17 protein-coding genes are annotated in these 19,790 nt (G+C 70.4%); 2 read left to right on the top strand and 15 right to left on the bottom strand.

Features of this window, described 5'->3' with window-relative positions:
- The 9 genes from pqqC to AB0N03_RS26535 all read right to left on the bottom strand — a co-directional run bounded on the left by pqqC (nt 1) and on the right by AB0N03_RS26535 (nt 9,750).
- On the bottom strand, nt 1-687 hold the full coding sequence (gene pqqC / locus AB0N03_RS26495; RefSeq protein WP_364377029.1) for a pyrroloquinoline-quinone synthase PqqC: 687 nt from the start codon (nt 685-687) through the stop codon (nt 1-3).
- Nucleotides 688-756: 69 nt separating this feature from the next.
- Nucleotides 757-852, bottom strand: coding sequence for a pyrroloquinoline quinone precursor peptide PqqA (pqqA, locus tag AB0N03_RS26500; RefSeq protein ID WP_364377031.1), 96 nt, complete (start codon nt 850-852; stop codon nt 757-759).
- 37 nt (nt 853-889) lie between these two features.
- Complete coding sequence (locus AB0N03_RS26505; RefSeq protein WP_364377033.1) at nt 890-2,590, bottom strand: PQQ-dependent dehydrogenase, methanol/ethanol family; 1,701 nt, start codon at nt 2,588-2,590, stop codon at nt 890-892.
- 13 nt (nt 2,591-2,603) lie between these two features.
- Nucleotides 2,604-3,065: an MSMEG_3727 family PQQ-associated protein gene (locus AB0N03_RS26510; protein ID WP_364377035.1), complete on the bottom strand. Its 462-nt coding sequence runs from the start codon at nt 3,063-3,065 to the stop codon at nt 2,604-2,606.
- 123 nt (nt 3,066-3,188) lie between these two features.
- Entirely contained in the window at nt 3,189-5,267 is a 2,079-nt protein-coding gene (gene katG, locus AB0N03_RS26515) for a catalase/peroxidase HPI (RefSeq protein ID WP_364377036.1), read from the bottom strand.
- A 16-nt stretch (nt 5,268-5,283) separates the two neighbouring features.
- Nucleotides 5,284-6,657 carry a LytTR family transcriptional regulator DNA-binding domain-containing protein gene (locus AB0N03_RS26520; RefSeq protein ID WP_364377038.1) on the bottom strand — a complete coding sequence of 458 codons (1,374 nt, stop codon included), beginning with the start codon at nt 6,655-6,657 and terminating at the stop codon, nt 5,284-5,286.
- 243 nt (nt 6,658-6,900) lie between these two features.
- Nucleotides 6,901-8,319 carry an NAD(P)/FAD-dependent oxidoreductase gene (locus tag AB0N03_RS26525; protein WP_364377040.1) on the bottom strand — a complete coding sequence of 473 codons (1,419 nt, stop codon included), beginning with the start codon at nt 8,317-8,319 and terminating at the stop codon, nt 6,901-6,903.
- 1 nt (nt 8,320) lies between these two features.
- Entirely contained in the window at nt 8,321-8,884 is a 564-nt protein-coding gene (locus AB0N03_RS26530; RefSeq protein ID WP_364377081.1) for a hypothetical protein, read from the bottom strand.
- Between the two features lie 239 nt (nt 8,885-9,123).
- Entirely contained in the window at nt 9,124-9,750 is a 627-nt protein-coding gene (locus tag AB0N03_RS26535) for a TetR/AcrR family transcriptional regulator (protein ID WP_364377042.1), read from the bottom strand.
- 291 nt (nt 9,751-10,041) lie between these two features.
- On the opposite strand from AB0N03_RS26535, the gene AB0N03_RS26540 reads away from it, so the two are divergent.
- Nucleotides 10,042-10,782, top strand: a complete 741-nt coding sequence (locus AB0N03_RS26540; protein ID WP_364377044.1) for a ribonuclease activity regulator RraA — start codon at nt 10,042-10,044, stop codon at nt 10,780-10,782.
- Here the strand turns inward: AB0N03_RS26540 and AB0N03_RS26545 are convergent.
- The 5 genes from AB0N03_RS26545 to AB0N03_RS26565 all read right to left on the bottom strand — a co-directional run bounded on the left by AB0N03_RS26545 (nt 10,779) and on the right by AB0N03_RS26565 (nt 17,510).
- On the bottom strand, nt 10,779-12,047 hold the full coding sequence (locus AB0N03_RS26545; protein WP_364377046.1) for a mandelate racemase/muconate lactonizing enzyme family protein: 1,269 nt from the start codon (nt 12,045-12,047) through the stop codon (nt 10,779-10,781). The two genes, AB0N03_RS26540 and AB0N03_RS26545, sit on opposite strands and share 4 nt — an antisense overlap.
- Nucleotides 12,044-14,056 (bottom strand): ABC transporter permease subunit, encoded by a 2,013-nt coding sequence (locus AB0N03_RS26550; protein WP_364377048.1) that lies wholly within the window; start codon nt 14,054-14,056, stop codon nt 12,044-12,046. The genes AB0N03_RS26545 and AB0N03_RS26550 overlap by 4 nt, the downstream gene beginning before the upstream one ends.
- The gene (locus AB0N03_RS26555; protein WP_364377050.1) at nt 14,053-15,477 is read right to left on the bottom strand and encodes an extracellular solute-binding protein; all 1,425 of its coding nucleotides are present in this window, start codon (nt 15,475-15,477) and stop codon (nt 14,053-14,055) included. The genes AB0N03_RS26550 and AB0N03_RS26555 overlap by 4 nt, the downstream gene beginning before the upstream one ends.
- A gap of 89 nt (nt 15,478-15,566) precedes the next feature.
- The gene (locus tag AB0N03_RS26560) at nt 15,567-16,715 is read right to left on the bottom strand and encodes a Gfo/Idh/MocA family oxidoreductase (protein ID WP_364377052.1); all 1,149 of its coding nucleotides are present in this window, start codon (nt 16,713-16,715) and stop codon (nt 15,567-15,569) included.
- A gap of 48 nt (nt 16,716-16,763) precedes the next feature.
- Entirely contained in the window at nt 16,764-17,510 is a 747-nt protein-coding gene (locus AB0N03_RS26565; RefSeq protein ID WP_364377054.1) for an FCD domain-containing protein, read from the bottom strand.
- 72 nt (nt 17,511-17,582) lie between these two features.
- On the opposite strand from AB0N03_RS26565, the gene AB0N03_RS26570 reads away from it, so the two are divergent.
- Nucleotides 17,583-18,740, top strand: coding sequence for a mandelate racemase/muconate lactonizing enzyme family protein (locus AB0N03_RS26570; RefSeq protein ID WP_364377056.1), 1,158 nt, complete (start codon nt 17,583-17,585; stop codon nt 18,738-18,740).
- A 36-nt stretch (nt 18,741-18,776) separates the two neighbouring features.
- Here the strand turns inward: AB0N03_RS26570 and AB0N03_RS26575 are convergent, their stop codons facing one another.
- Nucleotides 18,777-19,790, bottom strand: coding sequence for a helix-turn-helix domain-containing protein (locus tag AB0N03_RS26575; RefSeq protein WP_364377058.1), 1,014 nt, complete (start codon nt 19,788-19,790; stop codon nt 18,777-18,779).

Here is a 19,790-nt window from a genome sequence, read left to right on the forward strand (position 1 = left end):
TCACTCCGGATACGTGCGGTCGATGGCGTCCATCAGGCTCCACAGGACATCGCACTTGAACGACAACGCGTCGACGGCGAGCGCCTGGGCCTCGACGGACCGGCAGTGCTCGGTGACCACCTCGAGTGCGTGCTCGCAGTCGCGCGGGGCCTGCTGGAGGCGGTTCCGGAAGTAAGCGAGCCCCGCGGGGTCGATCCACGGGTACCACCGCTCGAACGCGGCCAGCCGCTGCGCCATCAGATCGGGCGCGAACAGCTCGGTGAGCGACGACGCGACCGCCTCCACCCACGGGCGGGTCCGGGCGAAGGTCACGTACGCGTCGACCGCGAACCGCACCCCGGGGACCAGGTGCCGGTGGTCCTGGACCTCTTCGCGGGTCAGCCCGGCGGCCTCGCCGAGGCGCAGCCACGCCTCGATCCCGCCCTCTCCGGCGTGCCGGCCGTCGTGGTCGGTGATCCGGCGGATCCAGCGGCGGCGGACCTCGACGTCGGGGCAGCCGGCGAGGATCGCCGCGTCCTTGCGGGGGATGTTCTCCTGGTAGTAGAAGCGATTGGCCACCCAGCCGCGGATCTGCGCGCGGCTCAGCAGGCCGGCGTTCATCCGCACGTGGAACGGGTGCTGGTCGTGGTAGCGGCGCGAGTGGGCCCGCAACGTCTCGACGAAGGTCGCCTCGGCTGTCGTCGTCACCGCATCACATCCGTTCCGTCCGTGCGGGTCCGGCGCCGGACCCCCTGGCCCGGCGCCGTCCCACGTCCGCTAGTCGGCCAGCTGGGCGACGTACATCGTCACCTCGGGCGCGACGGCGATCTCGTCGAACTCGGGCGTCTCCCACACAACGACTCGATGTTCCATGGCTTCACCTCCTCCGCGGGGTTTCGCAGGCGGTGGGTCAGGACGTTTCCGGCAGGGCGAAGACGATCAGGGCGCTGCCGTGGCCCGCGCCGAGCATGCCGGGGAGGAATCCCTCGGCCCAGCCGCCCCAGCCGACCGGCACGGCGACGTACTGCCGTCCGTCGATCGCATACGTCGTCGGGCTGCTGTGGTGACCGCTGCCGCACTGGAACTGCCAGAGCAGTTCCCCGGTCCGCGCGTCCAGCGCGTTGAACTCCCCGGACGGTTCGCCGGCGAACACCAGGTCGCCGCCCGTGGCCAGCGTCGACGCGCACATGGGAAGTTCGTTGCGCCAGCGCCACTTCTCCTCGCCGTCGGCGTCGAAAGCGCTTACCGAGCCGGCCATGTCGTCGATGTCGACCGCGACGCCCGCGCCCCAGTACGGGATGCTCTCCCGGAACTCCCGGCGCCGCCGGGTGGCCGTGGCCCCGGTGTCCTGCACCGGGACGTAGAACAGCCCCGTCTTCGGGCTGTAGGACGCGTGGGTCCATTCCTTGGCGCCCGCCGGACCCGGGTAGAAGTGGACCGGCTCGCCCTCCTTCTCCGGGTACACCTTGGCCGTGACCTTCCCGTCGCGCGTGATCGCGCCCCAGGTGATGCGGTCCACGAAGGGGGTGATCCGCACCAGCGAGCCGTCCGTGCGGTCGAGGACGAAGAAGTAGCCGTTCTTGTCGAAGTGCCCGAGCAGCTTGCGCCCTTCGTGCTCGAACAGGATGCATTCGGCGATGCTGTCGTAGTCCCACAGATCGTGCGGCGTGCACTGGTAGTGCCAGCGGATCCGGCCGCTGTCGACGTCGACGGCGACGATGCTGTCGGTGTAGAGGTTGTCCCCTTCCCGGACTTCGCCGTCGAAGTCGGGCGCCGGGTTGCCGGTGCCCACGTAGAGCAGGTTCGTCTCCGGGTCGAACGTGCCGGTGAGCCAGCAGTTCGCGCCGCCCCGCGCCCAGGCCTCGCCCTCGGCCGGCCAGGTCTCCGAGCCGGGCTCGCCGGGCTTCGGCACCATGTAGAGGCGCCACTGGTGGTCACCGGTCTCGAGATCGAACGCGTCGAGGTGACCCCGCACGCCGAACTCGCCGCCGGAGCTGCCGACGATGACCAGGTTCTTCACGATCAGCGGCGCGACCGTGGCACTCTCCCCGGCACGCACGTCGCCGTAGGTCTTGACCCAGACCCGCTTGCCGGTGGTGGCGTCGAGCGCGATCAGCCGCGCGTTCGCCGAGACGAAGAAGACCTTGCCCGCGGCCACCGCCACCCCGCGGTTGACGTTCCCGCAGCACAGCGAAACGTCGAAGGGCACGGCGTGCTTGTACCGCCAGATCTCCACCCCCGTCTTCGCGTCGAGGGCCCACACCCAGCCGTCCCAGCCGGAGAGGAACATGATCCCGTCGACGACGATCGGGGCGGCCTCGAACGAATAGGTCGACGCGCCCGCGATCAGCCCGGTCGTCCCGGCCTGGAAGATCCACGCGGGGACGAGCCGCTTGACGGTCTCGGTGTTGATCTGGTCCAGCGGGCTGTAGCGGTGCCCGTTGTAGGAACCGTAGTAGGTGAGCCAGTTGTGGGGCTCCTGGCCGGCGTTGAGGATGCGCTCGTACCCGAGCCGGGCCACCACCGGCGGCGCGATCTCGCCGCCCGCGACCTTGCCGCTCAGCTTCGCCTGGTCGATGGCCTCGCCCGCGTCCACGTACTCGACAGTCATGTCGTCCTCCTCACTAGGGCCGCGGCTGCGGGGGTCGGTCGAGGCGGGCCTCCGGCGGCGCGTCCCCGAGGACGACGATCGCGCCGGTCAGCCCCCGGCCCTCGTCGTTGCCCGTGGGCGAGCTGAACCAGTAGTAGCCCGGCCCGTCGAGGTTGAGCGTCGCGCGGCCCCGGGAATGGTTGACCAGCCAGATGAACTTCCGGTCGCCGTTGCTCGGCAGCAGGGCGCAGTGCGTGTTCCGGTCGTCGTTGATGAGTTCGAGTTCGAGATCACCCTCGTGGGGCATGACCACAATGGACGGATCCCAGGTCAGCTCGTCCGGGTTGATGCGGACGGTCGCCTGCAAGCGGCCGTCCGGCCCCTCGACGGCTTGCCCGATGTTCCCGGTTCCCAGCACCGCGCCCAGCGATGCTTTGTTCTGCGCGTCCAACCCGATCTTGTTCAGCAGGTCGGCGCGCTCTTGGATGCTCGTCATCGGCCTTCGTCCTCCTCGCCCGGATCTCCGTGGGCGAGAATCAAGCTACGCCGGGCAAGGCGGCCGAGCGGGCTTCGCGCCGTTCATCCGCCACCGGCTACCGTTCACCCGCGATCAGGCCCGTCAGCGATCGAGGTCCATGACCTTGGCCCACGCGGCGACGAAGTCGCGCACGAACTTCTCCCTCGCGTCGTCGCACGCGTAGACCTCCGCCAGCGCGCGCAGTTCGGCGTGCGCGCCGAAGACGAGATCGACGCGGCTGCCGGTCCACCTGACCTCAGAGGTGACCCGATCGCGGCCCTCGAAGACCGCCCCGGCCGGCTGCCACCGCACGCCCGGGTCGAGCAGGTTCACGAAGAAGTCGTTGGTCAGCACGCCGGGGCGGGACGTGAACACGCCCAGCGTCGACCGGCGGTGGTTCGCGCCGAGGACGCGCAGGCCGCCCACGAGCACCGTCATCTCGGGCGCGCTCAGGCCCAGCAGGTCCGCTCGGTCGACCAGCTGCCGCTCCGGGCCTTTCCCCGGGTAGTTGCGGAATCCGTCGGCGACCGGTTCGAGCACGGCGAAAGACTCCGGGTCGGTCCACTCCTGCGTCGCGTCCGTGCGTCCCGGCGTGAACGGGACTTCGACGTCGTAGCCGGCCGCGTGCTCGATGGCGGCCGCGCCACCGAGCACGATCAGGTCGGCCAGCGAAATCCTGGCGCCGGCGGCTTCCCGGACTCCGTCCAGGACGCTCAGCACCCGCGCGAGCCGATCGGGCTCGTTGACCTCCCAGCCGCGCTGGGGTTCCAGGCGGATGCGAGCACCGTTCGCACCCCCTCGCTGGTCGCTGACGCGGAACGTCGAGGCCGACGCCCAGGCCGTGGAAACGAGCTCGGCGACCGACAACCCGGAAGCGAGGATCTCCCGCTTGAGCGCCGCGATGTCCGGCGCGGAAACGAGCTCGTGGTCCACCGCGGGAACCGGGTCCTGCCAGAGCAGGCGCTCCCGTGGAACCAGCGGTCCGAGGTAGCGGTGGATCGGCCCCAGGTCGAGGTGCGTCAGCTTGAACCAGACCCGCGCGAAAGCGCTTGCCAGCCGGTCCGGGTGGGCCAGGAAACCCCGGGCGATCGGCTCGTAGCCCGGGTCCATCCGCAGCGCGAGGTCCGTCGTCAGGATCGTCGGGGCGTGCGTCTTCGCGGGATCGTGGGCGTCGGGCACGGTGCCGGCGCCCGCACCGCCGCGCGGGATCCACTGCCACAGGCCGGCCGGGCTCAGCGCCAGGTCCCACTCGTAGCCGAACAGGGTCTCGAAGAAGCTGTTGTCCCAGCTCGTCGGCGTGGGGGTCCAGGTGCCCGCCAGGCCGCTGGTGATCGCGTCCGCGCCCGTGCCGGTGCCGTAGCCGCTGCGCCAGCCGAGGCCCTGCTCTTCGAGCGCGGCACCCTCGGGACCGGGCCCGAGGAAGGAATCCGGATCGGCGGCGCCGTGGGTCTTGCCGAACGTGTGCCCGCCCGCGATCAGCGCGACGGTCTCCTCGTCGTTCATCCCCATCCGGCGGAACGTCTGGCGGATGTCCCGGGCCGAGGCGAGCGGGTCCGGGACGGTGTTCGGTCCTTCCGGGTTGACGTAGATGAGGCCCATCTGGTCGGCGGCCAGGGGATGCCGCAGTTCCCGGACGCCGCCGTGCCGCTCGTCGCTCAGCCAGGCGTGCTCGGGTCCCCAGTCGACGTCGTCGGGTTCCCAGACGTCCTGGCGCCCACCAGCGAAGCCGAAGGTCGTGAAGCCCATCGTCTCCAGTGCGCGGTTGCCCGCGAAGACCATCAGGTCGGCCCACGAGATCTTGCGGCCGTACTTCCGCTTCACGGGCCAGAGCAGCCGGCGCGCTTTGTCGAGGTTGCGGTTGTCCGGCCAGCTGTTCTGCGGCGCGAAGCGCTGCATGCCCGCGGCCGGACCGCCCCGGCCGTCGCCGATCCGGTAGGTCCCGGCGCCGTGCCAGACCATCCGGAGCACGAGCGGCCCGTAGTGGCCGAAGTCGGCGGGCCACCACTCCTGCGAGGTCGTCAGCACGTCGTCGACGTCGCTCGCCAGGGCGTCGAGGTCGAGGGTCCGGAACGCCGCGGCGTAGTCGAAGTCCGGCCCCATGGGGTCGGCCGCGGCGGGGTGCCTCCGGAGGACCCCCAGGTCGAGCCGGTCCGGCCACCACTCTCGGTTGCTGTCTCGCACGGCGGTCCTCCGCGGCTCAGATGTTCAGCGCGCGGCGCACGGCCGGAGCGTTGCGCCGGGAGACCGGCACCAGCTCGTCCGCCGCGCCGTCCATGATGAGCAGGAGCTCGCCCTTGCCTCCGCGCTCGATCTCCCGGATGCGGCTGAGGTTGACCACGTACCGGCGGTGCACCCGCAGGAAGCCGGCCCCGGCCAGCTCGGTGTCGAGCTTGTCCAGGCTCGGCGACGCGGCTCGCAGGCGCCCTTGCGCGGTCGAGAGCCACACGTCGTTGCCCTCCGATTCCGCGAGGGAGACTTCCGGCAGCCGCAGCAGCACCATCCGGTTCTCGCGCACCCCGACCAGCCGGCGCGGCGGCACGCCAGACTCTTCGGCCTGGGGCAACGGCGCTCCCTCGGAGACCCCGAACGAGACCAGGTGCCCGATCAGGTGCGCGGAGGAGAAGACGGGCCGGATGCTGATCGCGGTCGGCTCGTCGGCGAGGTGGGTGAAGATCCGCGTCGAGCCGACCCAGTCGGGGTTGTGCGCGGCCTGCTCGCTGGCGTGGCGGGCGGCGGCGATCAGCTCCGGCAGCCCGGGGTTCCACCGCAGGGTGGCGTCGATCGCCGGGGTCGACGCCGGAACGCCCATGAGCACACTCGCCTTGTCGTCCGCGATGACGGCCTTGCCCGCCGGGTCCACCGCGGCCAACGGCGTGCCGGAGCGGGCGCCGGCCTGGGTGTAGGCCGCGACCAGCTCGGCGCCGCTGTCGCGGGCCCGGCTCTTCAGCGCACGCTGGGTCTTGGCGACCGCGTTAGCCAGCCACCCGCCCGCGGACGGGGGAAGCCGGCTGCGCCAGCAGCAGAGGTTCAGTCCCCCGATCGGCTCCCCCGTCACCACGTCGCGCACCGCGATGCCCGCGCTGACCCAGTTGTGGAACGCCTGGCACCAGTGTTCCGCACCGCTGATCAGCACCGGGCCGTGCGCCTCGAGCGCCGTGCCCATGCCGTTCGTCCCCGCCGCGCACTCCGACCAGCAGAACCAGGGCGCCAGGTTGAAGTCGGTGGCCCGGGCGAGCGTGGCCGGGTCGCCCCACTCGCCCAGGATCCGGCCGGCGGCGTCGGTGACGATGACGACGCCGTGCAGGGCGCCCATTTCGTGCGCGACGGAGGCGGCGCGAAAACCCAGCTCGGCGAAGACGACATCGTGTTCGGGAGTGTGGTCGCGCCCGGAGGCCGCCACCGGAGCTTCCCTGAGGTGGGGGTCGACCCGGTACCGCTCCCGGCAGCGGTGCCAGGAGATCGCCACGACGGGCCGGACGCCGGGGACCTGATCCTCGCCCCGCACGAACCGTTCCCATGCCTCGAACACGGCGCCCGCCGCTTGTCCTTCGAATCGGTCTGCATCGATCATGGTGGAGATCCACCTTCGGCCCATCACCGACGCCCGGCGGCAGGCGCACGGCCCCGCACCGGTTCCCGCTCGTCCAGGCCCGGCGCGGACCGGGCATTGCCTCGCGCGCGTCTCTGGCTTCGTCACTGCGTCACGATCGCCACTACCACTCTAAGGACCGTTGCCGGGCCGCGCATGTCCCTCGACCAGCGGAACCCGTACCGCCGATCGCCACAGTTCCCGTCGGCAGCCCGGCTCCGCCCGTCAGCGGCCGTAGGCCTCGAGCAGCCGCAGCCAGACTTCGCTGACGGTGGGAAAAGCCGGGACCGCGTGCCAGAGCCGGTCCAGGGGAACCTCGCCGGCCACGGCGATCGTCGCGGCGTGCAGCATTTCCGCGACGTCCGGGCCGACGAGGGTGAAGCCGACGATCACCTTGCGGTCCTCGTCGACGACCATCCGGGCGTGGCCCCGGTAGCCCTCGGCGTGCACAGCGGATCCGGCGGTAGCCGCCAGGTCGTGGTCGACGACCCGGATCCGCAGCCCGGCGGCCTCGGCGTTGGCCGCGGTGAGGCCGACCGAGGCGATCTCCGGTTCGGTGAAGACGACCTGCGGCACCGCGCGCTCGTCGGCGGTCGCCGCGTGCCGGCCCCACTCGCCGTCGTCGACCGCTTCGCCCTTGGCGCGGGCCACGATGACGTCGCCGACCTGCCGGGCCTGGTACTTGCCCTGGTGCGTCAGCAGGACGCGCCGGTTGACGTCGCCGGCGGCGAAGAGCCAGCCGCCGTCGACACCCTCGACGCGCATCGTGCCGTCGACCGTGAGCCAGGCGCCCGGCTTCAGGCCGACGTTGTCCAGGCCGATGTCCTGAGTGTTCGGGGTCCGGCCGATCGCGACGAGCAGTTCGTCGGCTTCGATCTGCTCGCCGTCGGTGAGCGTGATGGACACCGTGCCGTCGTCGCTGCGCATGACGGACCCCGCTTCGGCGCCGATGCGCACCGAGACGCCCTTGTCCCGCAGGGACTCCGCGACCTGCTCGCCGACGAACGGCTCGTTCAGGTGCAGCAGCCCGTCCCGGGCCAGCATCGTCACCGACGAGCCCAGCTCGGAGAACGCGGTCGCCATTTCCGAGGCGACCACCCCACCGCCGATGACGGCGAGCCGGCCCGGAACTTCCTTCGCCGCGACCGTTTCCCGGCTCGTCCACGGCTTCGCGTCGCGGAGTCCTTCGATGTCCGGGACCAGCGCGCCACTGCCGGTGGCGACGATGACCGCGTGCCGCGCGGTCAGCGTCGTGGTGGTGCCGTCGGCGCCGGTCACCTCAACGACCCGGTCGGCGCTGATCCGGCCGTGCCCGCGGAACAGCGGGATGCCTGCCGATTCGAGCCAGGACACCTGGCCCTCGTCGTTCCAGTTCGAGGCGAAGGAGTCGCGGCGGCGCAGCACGGCCGCCACGTCGAGCTCACCGGTCACCGCTTCGCGCGCGCCGGGCACCTGGCGCGCGGCCCGCAGTGCCGCACCGCTGCGCAGCAGCGCCTTGGTCGGCATGCAGGCCCAGTAGGAGCATTCGCCGCCGACCAGTTCCCGCTCGACGATCGCGGCGGTCAGGCCGCCCCGCACCACCCGGTCGGCCGCGTTCTCCCCGACCGGGCCGGCCCCGATGACGATGACGTCGTAGGTGGTCATGTCAGTTCTCTTTCGCGGCGCGGCCGAGCCGGATCGCCGAGACGAGGAAGAAGACGCCGCCGAGCACGGCATAACCGGCTACAGTGGACAGTGACGGGTTCGCCGCGGAGGCGCCGATGACGAAGTTGGCGCCGGCCAGCACGGAAATGCCGCCGCTGAGGATCATCGGCCACTGGCCGCCCATCTTGCGCCTGCCGATGGCGACGATCAGCTGGACCAGCCCGGCCACGATCGCCCAGGCGCCCCACACCCGCAGCACTCCCGGCACACCGGACGCGGAAGCGACGGCGATCCCGATGGCCGCGAGCAGGCTGATCGCCATGTTCACGTACAACCCGCGGGCCGACCCGGCCTCCTTCGACGATCGAGCGTCCACCACGGCCGAACCCACGTCGAACAGCGGGTACACGACGACCAGGGCGACGCCGACGGCCCCCAAGCCCGACTTGGTCGTCAGGAACACCAGGACCGCCCACACGATGGCGAACGCGAACCGCACGAAGTACAACCGGCGCAGCGCCGGGGCGAACCCACCTACGGCGGGCGAGTCGACAGTAGTCACGATGATCCTCTCAAGGCTGCGGGGGAACTCCCCCAACAAGACCGAACGTTCTATCTCAATTCAGCATGGTGGGGTCGCCTCGAGTTGTCAAGACAGAACGTTCTATCCAAAGTCTTACGCGCGGGAGAGGGCGGCGCTGCGCGGGCGTGGTTCGGCGGCCGCGCGCGGATCGTGGGTCAGCTCAGGCCCAGCTCCGGTACCCGTCGGCCGGAAGACGATCTCCGCGTCGACGGACGAACGTTCTATCCGGCTGTCGCCCGCGCCGCGGGCAGCTTCTTCTCGGCCGCCGAGCCGAGGCGGAACCGCAGGATTCCGTCGACGCCCTGGAGGAACGTGTCGCAGACCTCAGCGGGGTCCGACAGGCAGCCCGACGCCATCGCGCCGTCGCGCAGCATCACGAAGTGCCGCCCCGCGAGCTCCGGCGGCGTTTCGCCCACCTGCGCGAGCAAGTCCGTGACAGTGCGGAGGAACCACTCGCGGTGAGCGAGCACGGCCTGGTGCACGGGGTGCGCGGGATCCGCGTACTCGGCCACCGCGTTGAGGAAGGCGCAGCCGCGGAAGTGCGCCGACCGGATACTGTCGGCGATCGACCGGGCGATGGCGCGCAGGGCCTCGGCCGCGGGCAGGTCACCGGCGAGGACCTCGTCGAACCCTTCGCGCTCCATCTCGGAGACACTCTGGAGATAGGCGACGACGAGGTCTTCCTTACTGGGAAAGTGCCGGTACAGCGTGGCGCGGGTGACCTTCGCCTCCGCGACGATCCGGTCGATCCCGACGGAATGCAGACCCTCCGCGTAGAAAATCCGGGTGGCCGTCGCGAGCAGCCTCGACCGCGCTTCGGACACCTGGCCGCGAGTGTTGTGCACCATCCGCTCGAGTCTAGCAGAGAGAACGGTCGGTATCTCGGCGGAGCGCTCATCGGTCCTTGCCGCTCGATGCGGCGCCCTGTCCACAGTGGAATCGACGGAGAGCGGGTTCGTGGCCGGCGGCTCGACAGCGCGTGTTCACCGCTCAGCCGTGCTCATCGGTTCACCTGGCGCTCGGTGCGCGCCTGTCCGGGTAGACCTTGTTGCACGTTTCTTCGCCGGGCTACGCTCGGATCTAAGTCTCATCGAGACTCTCCGACAGTCACTCAGCGCGGACCCGAGGGAGCCACCGACGTGGTCGAGACGCACGACATCGTTCGCCCGCCCGCCGAGCTCAGCGCGGCCCTCGCGGCCATCGGCAGCGCGACCGCCAGCGGCGAGCTCAGCCGCATGGGCATCCGCAGCGCGTTCATCCGCGGCCCGGTTTCGGTGACCCCCGGCGTGCGCGTGGCCGGCCCGGCGCTGACGCTGCAGTTCCTGCCGAAGCGGGAGGACCTCTACCCCGTCGACGAGTACGAAGAACCGGAGAAACAGCTGCACCGGCACGTCATGTACCACGCCCAGCCCGGCGACATGATCGTCGTCGACGCGCGCGGCGACATGGAGAGCGGCGTGTTCGGCGAGATGATGCTGACCTTCTTCAAGGGCCGAGGCGGTGCCGGTGTCGTGGTCGACGGATGCCTGCGCGACACCGGCGAGGCCAAGCAGCTCGGCCTCGGGCTGTGGATCCGGGGCGCCACCCCGAACTTCCACACCCAGACCGGCATCGTCCCCGCCGCCGTCAACGTGCCGGTGGCGTGCGGTGGCACGCTCGTCGAGCCGGGCGACATCGTCGTCGCCGACGACGACGGGGCGGTCGTGGTGCCGGTCAAGCTCGCACCCGCCCTGGTTGCCCACGCTCAGGAGCACGCGGAATGGGAAGAGTTCTCCCGGATCCGGCTGGCCGAGGGCGGCGACATGCGGCTGTATTACCCGCTGTCGGACGAGGCCCGGCCCGAGTACGAGCGGTGGCGCGCCGGGCGGGGCCGCGCCTAGCTCCACAGCCGGTCGTGGCTCGATTCGGAGTCCCAGTGCGTCGTCTCGGCGAAGAACACCGGATCGCGCGGGTCGAGGTGGCGGCGCAGCAGCTCCTCGTCGAGGTCGCCGAACCCCAGTCCCGGCGTGTCCGGCACCGTGATGTGGCCGCCCTGGATCAGCGGGCGCGGCAGGTCGGTGACGAGGTCGCTCCAGAACTCCACCTCGGCCGCGTGGTGTTCGAGGGCGAGGAAGTTCTCCGTGGCGGCGGCCAGGTGCACGCACGCCATCGTCGCGATCGGCGACGCCGCCAGGTGCAGCGCCATCGCGATCCCGCGCTCCTGCGCGTAGTCGCCGAGCCGCTTGGTCTCCGCGATCCCGCCCGCCGTCGCGGGGTCGGGGTGCACGACGCGGATGGCGCCGGCGTCCAGCAGCGGCCGGAAGCCGTCGAGCAGGTAGATGTCCTCCCCCGTGCACGTCGGGACGGCGACGGCCTCGGTGAGCCGGCGCCACTGGCCGGTCAGCTGCCACGGGATCAGGTCCTCGATCCACGCCAGGGTGAACGGCTCCAGCGCGCGGCCGATCCGGATGCCGGAGTCGAGCGCGATGTGTCCGAAGTGGTCAGCGGCGAGCGCGATGTCGTAGCCGACGACAGAGCGGACTACGTCCACATAGGACGCCAGATGGTCGACGCCCTTCGCGGTGACCTGGATGCCGGTGAACGGATGCATCGTCGTCACGTCCGCGCGGGCACCCGGCGGCGCGATCAGCGCTCCCGGCACGTCCCACAGCAGGTCGACGCCCACGTCCATCTTCAGCATCGTGAACCCGCGCCGCTTGCGCTCCAGCAGCCGGGCGCCCATCGCCTGCGGGTCCGACAGCGACGGCGTGTCCGCGTAGCAGCGGATCTCGTCCCGGAACCGGCCCCCGATCAGCGCGTACGCGGGCACACCGTACGCCTTGCCGGCCAGGTCCATCAGCGCCATCTCGACGCCGGAGACCCCGCCGCCCTGGCGGCCGTGGAACCCGAACTGCTTGATCTTGCGGAAGATCTTGTCGACGTTGCAAGGATTTTCCCCGACGAGCCGGCTCTTGAGCACGAGCGCGTAGGTGGCGCTGGCCCCGTCGCGCACCTCCCCGTAGCCGGCCAGCCCTTGGTTGGTGTCGATCCGGATGATCGACGAGCGGAACGGCACGCCGGTCAAGTTGGCCACCCGCAGGTCGGTGATCCGCAGGTCGCTGGGCCGCGACGCCGTCGCGACGTGCTCCTCCGTGATCTCGCTCATCCCTTCACCGCCCCCGCGGTGAGGCCCTCGGTCAGGAACCGCTGCCCGAACCCGTACATGAGCACGACCGGGATGCTGACCAGCAGCGAGGCCGCGGCCAGCTGCCCCTGCGGCACGACGTCGCCGAAGATCATCGACTGCATGCCGACGGGCAGCGTCTTGTAGTCGTCCTTGGTGATGAACACGAAGGCGAACAGGAACTCGTTCCACGCGTTGGTGAGCGTGAACAGCGCGACCGCGAGCAGGCCCGGCTTGGCCAGCGGCAGCACGATCCGGACGAAGGCCCCGAACCGCGTGCAGCCGTCGACCAGCGCGGCCTCCTCGAGGTCGGCCGGGATCGACTTGAAGTAGCCGACGAGCAGCCACGTCGCGAACGGCAGGGTGAACGTGGGGTAGGCGAGCACGAGCGACCACAACGAGTCGTTGAGCCCGATCCCGCTCATCAGCTGGTACAGCGGGATGAACAGCAACGCGCCCGGCATCACGTAGGTGAGCAGGATCGTCACCGTGAAGCTCTCCGAACCCCGGAACTTCAACCGCGCCAGGGCATAACCGGCCAGCGCCGCGCAGACCAGGGCGATCACGGTGGACGCCACCGACACCAGGATCGTGTTGACGTACCAGGTGCCGAACGCCCGGCCGGTGAACAGGTTGGTGAACTGCTCGGTGCTCCACGGGGTCGGCCAGAGGTCGTCGGTGCGCGCGACGATCTGGTCGTCGGACTTGAAGGCCGTGATCGTCATCCAGTAGATCGGGGCGAGCACGAAACCCAGCAGGCCCACCAGCGCGACCCCCGAACCGACGCCGCCGACCAGGCGTGCGGCCAGGCGGTTGCCCCGCGTGGCGAGCACGGAGACGACCCGTCCGACGGCGGCCGTGAGCACCACGAACACGCCCAGCACGAGCGCGGCCTTCCAGACGATGTGCGGCGACGCCCAGACCAGCACGAGCACCGAGCCCACGACGATCACCCACGGCAGCGCCTTGCGCTGAGCGGGAGTCAGTGATCTGCCCCGCCCCAGGTCGCTCGCGCCCGGCAGGTCGCTGCGGCGCATCATCCGCACGAGGAGCACCACGAGGATGGCGATGATCGGCAGCATCACCAGCGTGACCGCGGCGCCCGCGCCCAGCTGCAGCTGCTGGATGGCCTTCGAGTAGGCCACCATCACGTACGGCGCGGTGGCGTCCCCCGGTCCGCCCTGGGTCATCAGCCAGATCAGGTCGAAGTTGTTGAACGTCCAGATCGACGACAGCAGCACCGTCACGATCATGACGGGGCGCAGTCCCGGCAGCGTGATGTGCACGAAGCGCTGCCACGGCGAGGCGCCGTCCACCATCGCCGCCTCGTGGAGACCGCGGTCGATGGCCTTGAGCCCGGCGAGGAACGTCACCGTGAAGAACGGGATGCCCTTCCAGACGTTGACCAGGATGACCGCCGGCATCGCGAGCGCGGGATCGGACAGCCATTCCGCGGGCCACTTGTCGACGAGCCCCAGCGAAGCCAGTGCGGGCCCGATGCCGGAGTCGGTGAGCAGGACGTTGACGCTGCCGAAGATCGGGTCGAGCAACGACCGCCAGGTGAAGGCCGTGACGACCGTCGGGATCACCCACGGCAGCAGGATCACCCCGGCGATGATCGCCTTGCCGCGGCGCAGGTGGTGCAGCATCAACGCCGCGATCAGGCCGAAGGTCACCTTGAAGATCTCGGCGTACGCGGTGAAGACGAACGAGTTGAGCACACCCTGGTGGAACAAGGCGTCGTGGATGAGCGCGGTGTAGTTGTCCAGCCCGACGAAAACCGTCTCGGCGCCGTGGCGTTCCGTGGCACTGGTGAAGATCGAGCTGACGATCGGGACCAGGATCAGGCCGGCGACCAGCACCAGTGTCGGCCCGATGAACAGCGCGGCGAGACGCCAGTCCCGGCCGAGCCGCCGCTGCGTTCGCGTCAGCGAGGAGGACGCGCCCGGCGCCGGACGGGGCGGCGCCGAGCGCGGACGGAGGAGGGTCACTGCCGATAGCCCTGCTGCTCGAAGATCTGGACGATCCGGCCGTGGGTCGCGGCGACGGCGTCGGCCGGCCGGGTGCCCTGGATGACCGACTGCATCATGTCGGTCAGCAGGTAGGCGGCGAGGGCGGCCTGCTCGCCGGGGCTCGGGGCCTGGGGGAACGCGTAGCCGGTCTTGGTGGTCACCGGGAGCTGCGCGCGGGTCTGCTCCCGCAACGCGGGGAAGGCCGGGTCACCGCTCGTGTAGTACGGGTCGGAGTCCCACACCTTGTCCCATGAGGGATTGACCAGGCACGGTGCTCCCTTCGCGACCCCGAGCAGCGCGGTCCCGCCGACCATGAACTTCGCCACCAGCTTGGCGAGGTCGGGGTTCTTCGCCCCCTTGAACACGACGAACGAGTTGGACTCGCCGTACGCGAGCGGCCGGTCGAGCGCCGGCCCGGTCGCGCCGTTGAACACGTGCGTGTTGGCGTAGACCGGGTTCTTCTTGGTCTTCGAGTCGGCGTAGACGCTGAACTGGTTGAGCGTGAGCCCCAGGATCTGGGCCAGCCAGTTCTCGTTGTTGCTCGAGTCGGTCCAGCTGCCGATCCCGGGCGGCAGCATCGGCTGGTACTTCGGGTTCGTGTAGATGTCACCGATGAACGTGACGGCTTCGACGGTCTCCGGCGAGTTGAACACCACCTTCGTGCCGGTGTTGTCCGCGATCGCCCCGCCGTAGGTGTCGATGACGTTCTGGATGAAGCCGTTGGCGTCGCCGGAGCGGTTCACCGTGAGCCCCCAGCCGAAGCGCCGCTTCGCCGGGTCGGAGACCGTTAATGCGTTGTCGCGCAGCTCTTCCCACGAGTAGTAGGGCTTGAGCGGGAGCCCCTTCTCCTGGTACCAGTCCTTGCGCAGGTACATCCCGGTCGCGATGAAGTGGTAGGGGATCGCGAACCAGCGCCCGTCGAACACGCAGTAGTCGGCCGCCTCGGTCGCGGGCTCCCCGTAAAGCGCTTTCATCTCGTTGACGACATCGGTGACGTCGGTGAGGGCGCCGAGGTTGTGGAGCTGGCCGACGAACCGCCGGTCGCTCATGAAGGCCAGGTCGCGGTTGGTACCCGCCTTCACCTCGGCGTCCATCTTCGCGACCATGTCGCCGGCGTCGCCGGAGACCAGGTCGTTGCGGACGGTGGTGCCGGTGGCCTGCGCGAACACCTGCAGCGACTGGTCCAATGCCTTGTTGGCGGCTTCGGAGTACAGCTTTTGCGAGAGCATTCCCACCGATCCGCCGCGCAGCGCGGCCGCCTGGTCGAGCAGGGCCTGGGGTACCTGGACATCGACCTGCGGCGCGGGCGCGGGGCCGCTCCCGCACCCGGCGAGACTGAGCACGCCCAGCGCACTCACCCCGAGGAAGGTGCGCCTCGACAGGTCCGTTTTCTCTTCCATGACAACTCCTCATACCGACGGGGCGACGTTGCAACCGGCGGGGCAGCGAAGCGAGTGCCGCGCTGCGAGTCTTCACAAGCTGGGGTCGTTCATGCGGCGAAGGACGCCGTACTGCTGATGCGTTGTCCTGGCAGCCCGTCGAAGAGCCCGGCCGAGCCACGGGGCCGCCACAGCGGTACCGGGCCCGCGCCGGGCACGGGGTCGAGCGCCAGTGCGGCCGCCTGTTCCGCGGAGTCGAACGCCCGCTGGACGACCATCGCGTTGGCCACGCTCTGCGCGACGCTGCCGACCGGCCGCCCGCCGAACTGCACGGCGTCGGCGAAGTCGACGAGCTCCGCGCGGTAGCCGTTGTCGCTACCGCGGAAGACTGTCGTGTGGGTGGTGGCGTCGGAGCTGCTGCGCGTCACGCGGCGCTCCGACTCGGATCCGGCGAGCACGAGCACGCCCTCGGTGCCGTACAGCCGCATCTCGTTCGGTTCGGGCGGCACCGGGATTTCGGGGAAGGACGCGGTGTAGTTGCCGATGGCGCCTCCGGTGAAGACGAGGTTGAGCGCGAGGTCCGACGGTGCGTCGATCGTGCTGTTGGCCGCCTGCACGGCGCCGTGCACCCGCGCGACGTCGCCGCAGAGCAACCGGATCTGGGCGATGTGGTGCACGCCGAAGTCGAGGTGCACGCCACCGCGGTACTGCGGACGCTGCCGCCACGGCGTGCCGGTGAACCCACCCGCCCGGGGCACCGACTGGCCGGCGTGCCGCCACGCCATCAGGTGCGGGCGGCCGATCGCGCCGCTGTCGAGCAGGGCGCGAGCGTAGCGCAAGTCGTCGCGGTAGAAGTAGTTCTCCCCCACCATGAAAGTGCGGTCCGGGTGCTCGGCCGCCAGGGCGAGGAAGGCCGCGGCCTGCTCCGCGTCGGCACCGGCCGGCTTCTCGCAGAACACGTCCTTGCCCGCTGCGAGCGCGTCGCACGCCACCTCGTACAAGTGCGGGATCGGCACCGAGATCAGCACGGCGTCAACGTCGTCGCGGGCGAGCAGCGCGGTTCGGTCGGCGGTGGCCGAGGTCGGATCGGTTCCGCTGTAGCCGGTGAACCGCTTGCGCTGGTCCGCGGAGGGGTCGGTGAACGCCGTGACGACGTACCGGTCGGCGAGGGTGCGCAACGCCGGCCAGTGCAGCTTCTCGACCGCGAGCCCGGTGCCGATCAGGCCCAACCGGATCGGTGGGATCGCCGATGCTGCCATGCCTCGTCCGTCCTCGTCATGGGTTCCGGAACTCGGTCGTGCAGTGCTTCAACGCCGCTTGGCGGCCCGCTTGCTTCGCTGCCCCTTCTCCGCGAGGAGCGTGGAGTAGTTGTTGCTCAGGTGGTTGCGCATCGCCGCGCGGGCCGCTGCCGGGTCGCGCGCCACGAGCGCCTCGTAGATCTCCGTGTGCTGGGCGGTGGCGCGGCGCAGCCCGGCCGGCGCCTCGTTGGTGACGCGCCGGCTGGCCGTGCCGAGCCAGCGGGCGGAGTACATGATCCGGTCGAGGATGCGGTTGTCGGCCGCCCGGCAGATCTCCATGTGGAATTCGTGGTCGACCTCGAGGTAGGCGTCGGGATCCGCCTCGAGTGCCGCCATGCGCTCGATCTCCTCCCCGAGCCGGGCCAGCGCCTCGTCGGTGATGCTGGCCGCGGCCATCGCGGCGAGCTCGGGCTCGAGCAGCGCGCGCGTCCGGTGCAGCTCCTGCAGCAGCTCGTCGACGATCTCCGTGGGCAGCCACTCGATCAGCAACGGGCTCAGGTAGTCCCACTCGGCGCGGGGGCGAACGACGACGCGGCGGCCCTGCGCGACGTCGACGATGTCGAGCGAGGCGAGGATCTTGAGCGTCTCGCGCGCCACCACACGGGACACCCCGAACTCCTGGGAGATGTCGAGTTCCGACGGGGCCCGGCCGTCTTCGAATTCGCCGCCGACGATGCGCCGGGTCAGGTGGGCCGCCACCTGCACCGGAAGAGTCCGGACCTTGACAGCGTCCGGAGACTCTTGTCTCCTTGGCATGTCATCAGCTTATAGGACAAGTTGGACTTCGCGACAGACCTTTCACCGGCACTACTCAGCGGCGGGAGAGCAATGCGGATCGTGAACGTCACGACGGCGGTGGTGGCCTACCACGGTCAGGCCACGCTGGTGCGGATCGACACCGACGAGGGCCTCAGCGGGTTCGGCGAGGCCAATCCCGACGCCGGCGCGGGTGCCGTGGTCGGGATGATCGAGTCCCTGACGCCGCTCCTGATCGGCGAGGACCCGCGCAACGTCGAACGGTGCTGGGAGAAACTGCGCCGCAGCAAGGTCTTCGCGGGTGCGCAGAGCGGGGTGTTCGTGATCGCCCTGTCCGGGATCGAACTCGCACTGTGGGACCTCGCGGGCAAGGCCGCGGGTCAGCCGGTCTACCGGCTGCTCGGCGGGAAGTTCCGCGACCGGATCCGCCTCTACGCCGACTGCGGCGACGGCGACGACCCGGCGGGCTCGATCGCCGGGTGCGTCGACCGGGCCCAGCGGATGGTCGCCGAGGGCTTCACCGCCATCAAGTTCGACATCGACAATCTGCGCCACCCGGCCAAGTTCGACGATTTCAACCACACGATCAACTCCGCCGAGCTGCGCTCGATGGTCGAGCGCGTGGCCGCTGTCCGGGAAGCGATCGGACCGGACGTCGACCTGGCCATCGACCTGCACGCCCGCTACGACGTGCCGAGCGCGTGCCGGATCTCGTGGGAGCTCGAGCCGTTCCACCTGATGTGGCTCGAGGAGCCGCTGCCGGCGGAGAACATCGACGCGCTGGTACGGGTGCGCGAGCAGACCCGCACGCCGATCTGCGCGGGCGAAAACCTCTACCTGCGTTGGGGATTCCGCGAACTGCTCGAACGCGGCGCCGTGGACGTCATCGAGCCGGACGTGCCGAAGTGCGGCGGCCTCGCCGAGGCCAAGAAGATCGCCAACCTCGCGGAGCTGCACTACATCCCGTTCGCCCCGCACCTGGTGTCGACGCCGCTGGGCACGATGGCCACGTCGCACCAGTGCGGAGCGATCCCCAACTTCCTCGTCCAGGAATGGCACGCCCTCGAGGAGCGCGCGGTGTGGGACAGCTACGTCCACGCCCCCGACGGGAGCGGCTCGATCGTCAAGGACGGCTACATCACGCTTCCCGACACGCCCGGCATCGGCGTGGAGCTCGACATGGCCGGCGTCCGGGCCCACGCCGTCCCGGGCTACGGAGTGTTCGAGTAGCGGAGCCGATCACCGGTCAGGTTCCGTAAATGCGCCTTACCGCACGCGCGGCGCCGGCGAACCCGGCCTGAACTCGTGGCCCGGCCCGGCCGACTCCTGCCTGCGGAATTCCGCGGGCGTCACTCCGGTCTCCCGCTTGAACACCTGCCCGAAGTGGGACGCGCCGGAGAATCCCCACCGTGCGGCGATGGCGGACGCCGGCACGTGCGCGAGGGCCGGGTCGGCCAGGTCGAGCCGGCAGCGGTCGAGGCGCCGCTCGCGGATGCAGCGGGACACCGTGGTGCCGGTTCGCTCGAACAGCGTGTGCAAGGCCCGCGGTGAGAGGAAGTGCGCGGCCGCGATCGGGCCGGGGCCGAGATCGGGGTCGGACAGGTGGGCGTCGATGTGGCCGAGGATCCGTTCGAGCAGTTCCTCGTGCGGCGACCGCACGGGGACGTGGTGCCCGAGTTCGCCGCGCAGCATCGTGCCGACGAGGGTCATCAGGGACCGGACGGCGGTGGGCCCGTGCGGGCCGAGCGACTCGAGGTTGCGGTTGACGCTGACCACCGTGCTCCACACGGTGTCGGTGAGTCCCGGTGCGCAGGCGAACGGCGTCGCGGTGATCTCGGCCAGCGGATCGTCCTCGCGGGGGGTGATCGCGGTCTTGGGGAACCGGATGCAGGTGGAGCGGTAGCCGTCGCCGACGGTCAGCGTGGCCGGTTTGCCCGAGTCGTACAAAGCGAACAGTCCGGGCTTGAGCGCGGCGACGCGGCCGTCCTGGGCGATGCGGATGTCACCGGCGAGTTGGAGGGTGAGCACGTAGAACCCGGCGTCGGCGGGGCGGATCGTACGGTGGTCGCGATAGGCCGCATGCCGTCCGGAGGCCATGTCGACGAAGCTGACGCCGTGCAGGTGGCGGTCCCGGACCCGGCCGGTGAACGTGTCGGGCCGGTCGCAGTCGAACTCGAAGCTCAGCACACTGCGCCGGACGGCGTCCGCCCACGACGTGAGCGTGATCGGTCGCGGCGCCACGCCGGTGAACTGTCCCGGTAGCGATGTGAATGACGTCAT

Origin of the sequence: Amycolatopsis sp. NPDC051061 (genome assembly GCF_040682935.1) — a bacterium.
In the GTDB taxonomy this organism is placed as follows: Bacteria; Actinomycetota; Actinomycetes; order Mycobacteriales; family Pseudonocardiaceae; genus Amycolatopsis.

Excerpts from the sequence above, each read along its gene's own strand:
- AB0N03_RS26565 (WP_364377054.1), bottom strand. The coding sequence starts at position 17,510 with ATGCCAAGGAGACAAGAGTCTCCGGACGCTGTCAAGGTCCGGACTCTT.
- AB0N03_RS26520 (WP_364377038.1), bottom strand. The coding sequence starts at position 6,657 with ATGATCGATGCAGACCGATTCGAAGGACAAGCGGCGGGCGCCGTGTTC.
- AB0N03_RS26545 (WP_364377046.1), bottom strand. The coding sequence starts at position 12,047 with ATGAGCGAGATCACGGAGGAGCACGTCGCGACGGCGTCGCGGCCCAGC.
- AB0N03_RS26510 (WP_364377035.1), bottom strand. The coding sequence starts at position 3,065 with ATGACGAGCATCCAAGAGCGCGCCGACCTGCTGAACAAGATCGGGTTG.
- AB0N03_RS26560 (WP_364377052.1), bottom strand. The coding sequence starts at position 16,715 with ATGGCAGCATCGGCGATCCCACCGATCCGGTTGGGCCTGATCGGCACC.
- AB0N03_RS26555 (WP_364377050.1), bottom strand. The coding sequence starts at position 15,477 with ATGGAAGAGAAAACGGACCTGTCGAGGCGCACCTTCCTCGGGGTGAGT.
- AB0N03_RS26575 (WP_364377058.1), bottom strand. The coding sequence starts at position 19,790 with ATGACGTCATTCACATCGCTACCGGGACAGTTCACCGGCGTGGCGCCG.
- AB0N03_RS26570 (WP_364377056.1), top strand. The coding sequence starts at position 17,583 with ATGCGGATCGTGAACGTCACGACGGCGGTGGTGGCCTACCACGGTCAG.
- AB0N03_RS26535 (WP_364377042.1), bottom strand. The coding sequence starts at position 9,750 with ATGGTGCACAACACTCGCGGCCAGGTGTCCGAAGCGCGGTCGAGGCTG.
- AB0N03_RS26505 (WP_364377033.1), bottom strand. The coding sequence starts at position 2,590 with ATGACTGTCGAGTACGTGGACGCGGGCGAGGCCATCGACCAGGCGAAG.
- pqqA (WP_364377031.1), bottom strand. The coding sequence starts at position 852 with ATGGAACATCGAGTCGTTGTGTGGGAGACGCCCGAGTTCGACGAGATC.
- AB0N03_RS26525 (WP_364377040.1), bottom strand. The coding sequence starts at position 8,319 with ATGACCACCTACGACGTCATCGTCATCGGGGCCGGCCCGGTCGGGGAG.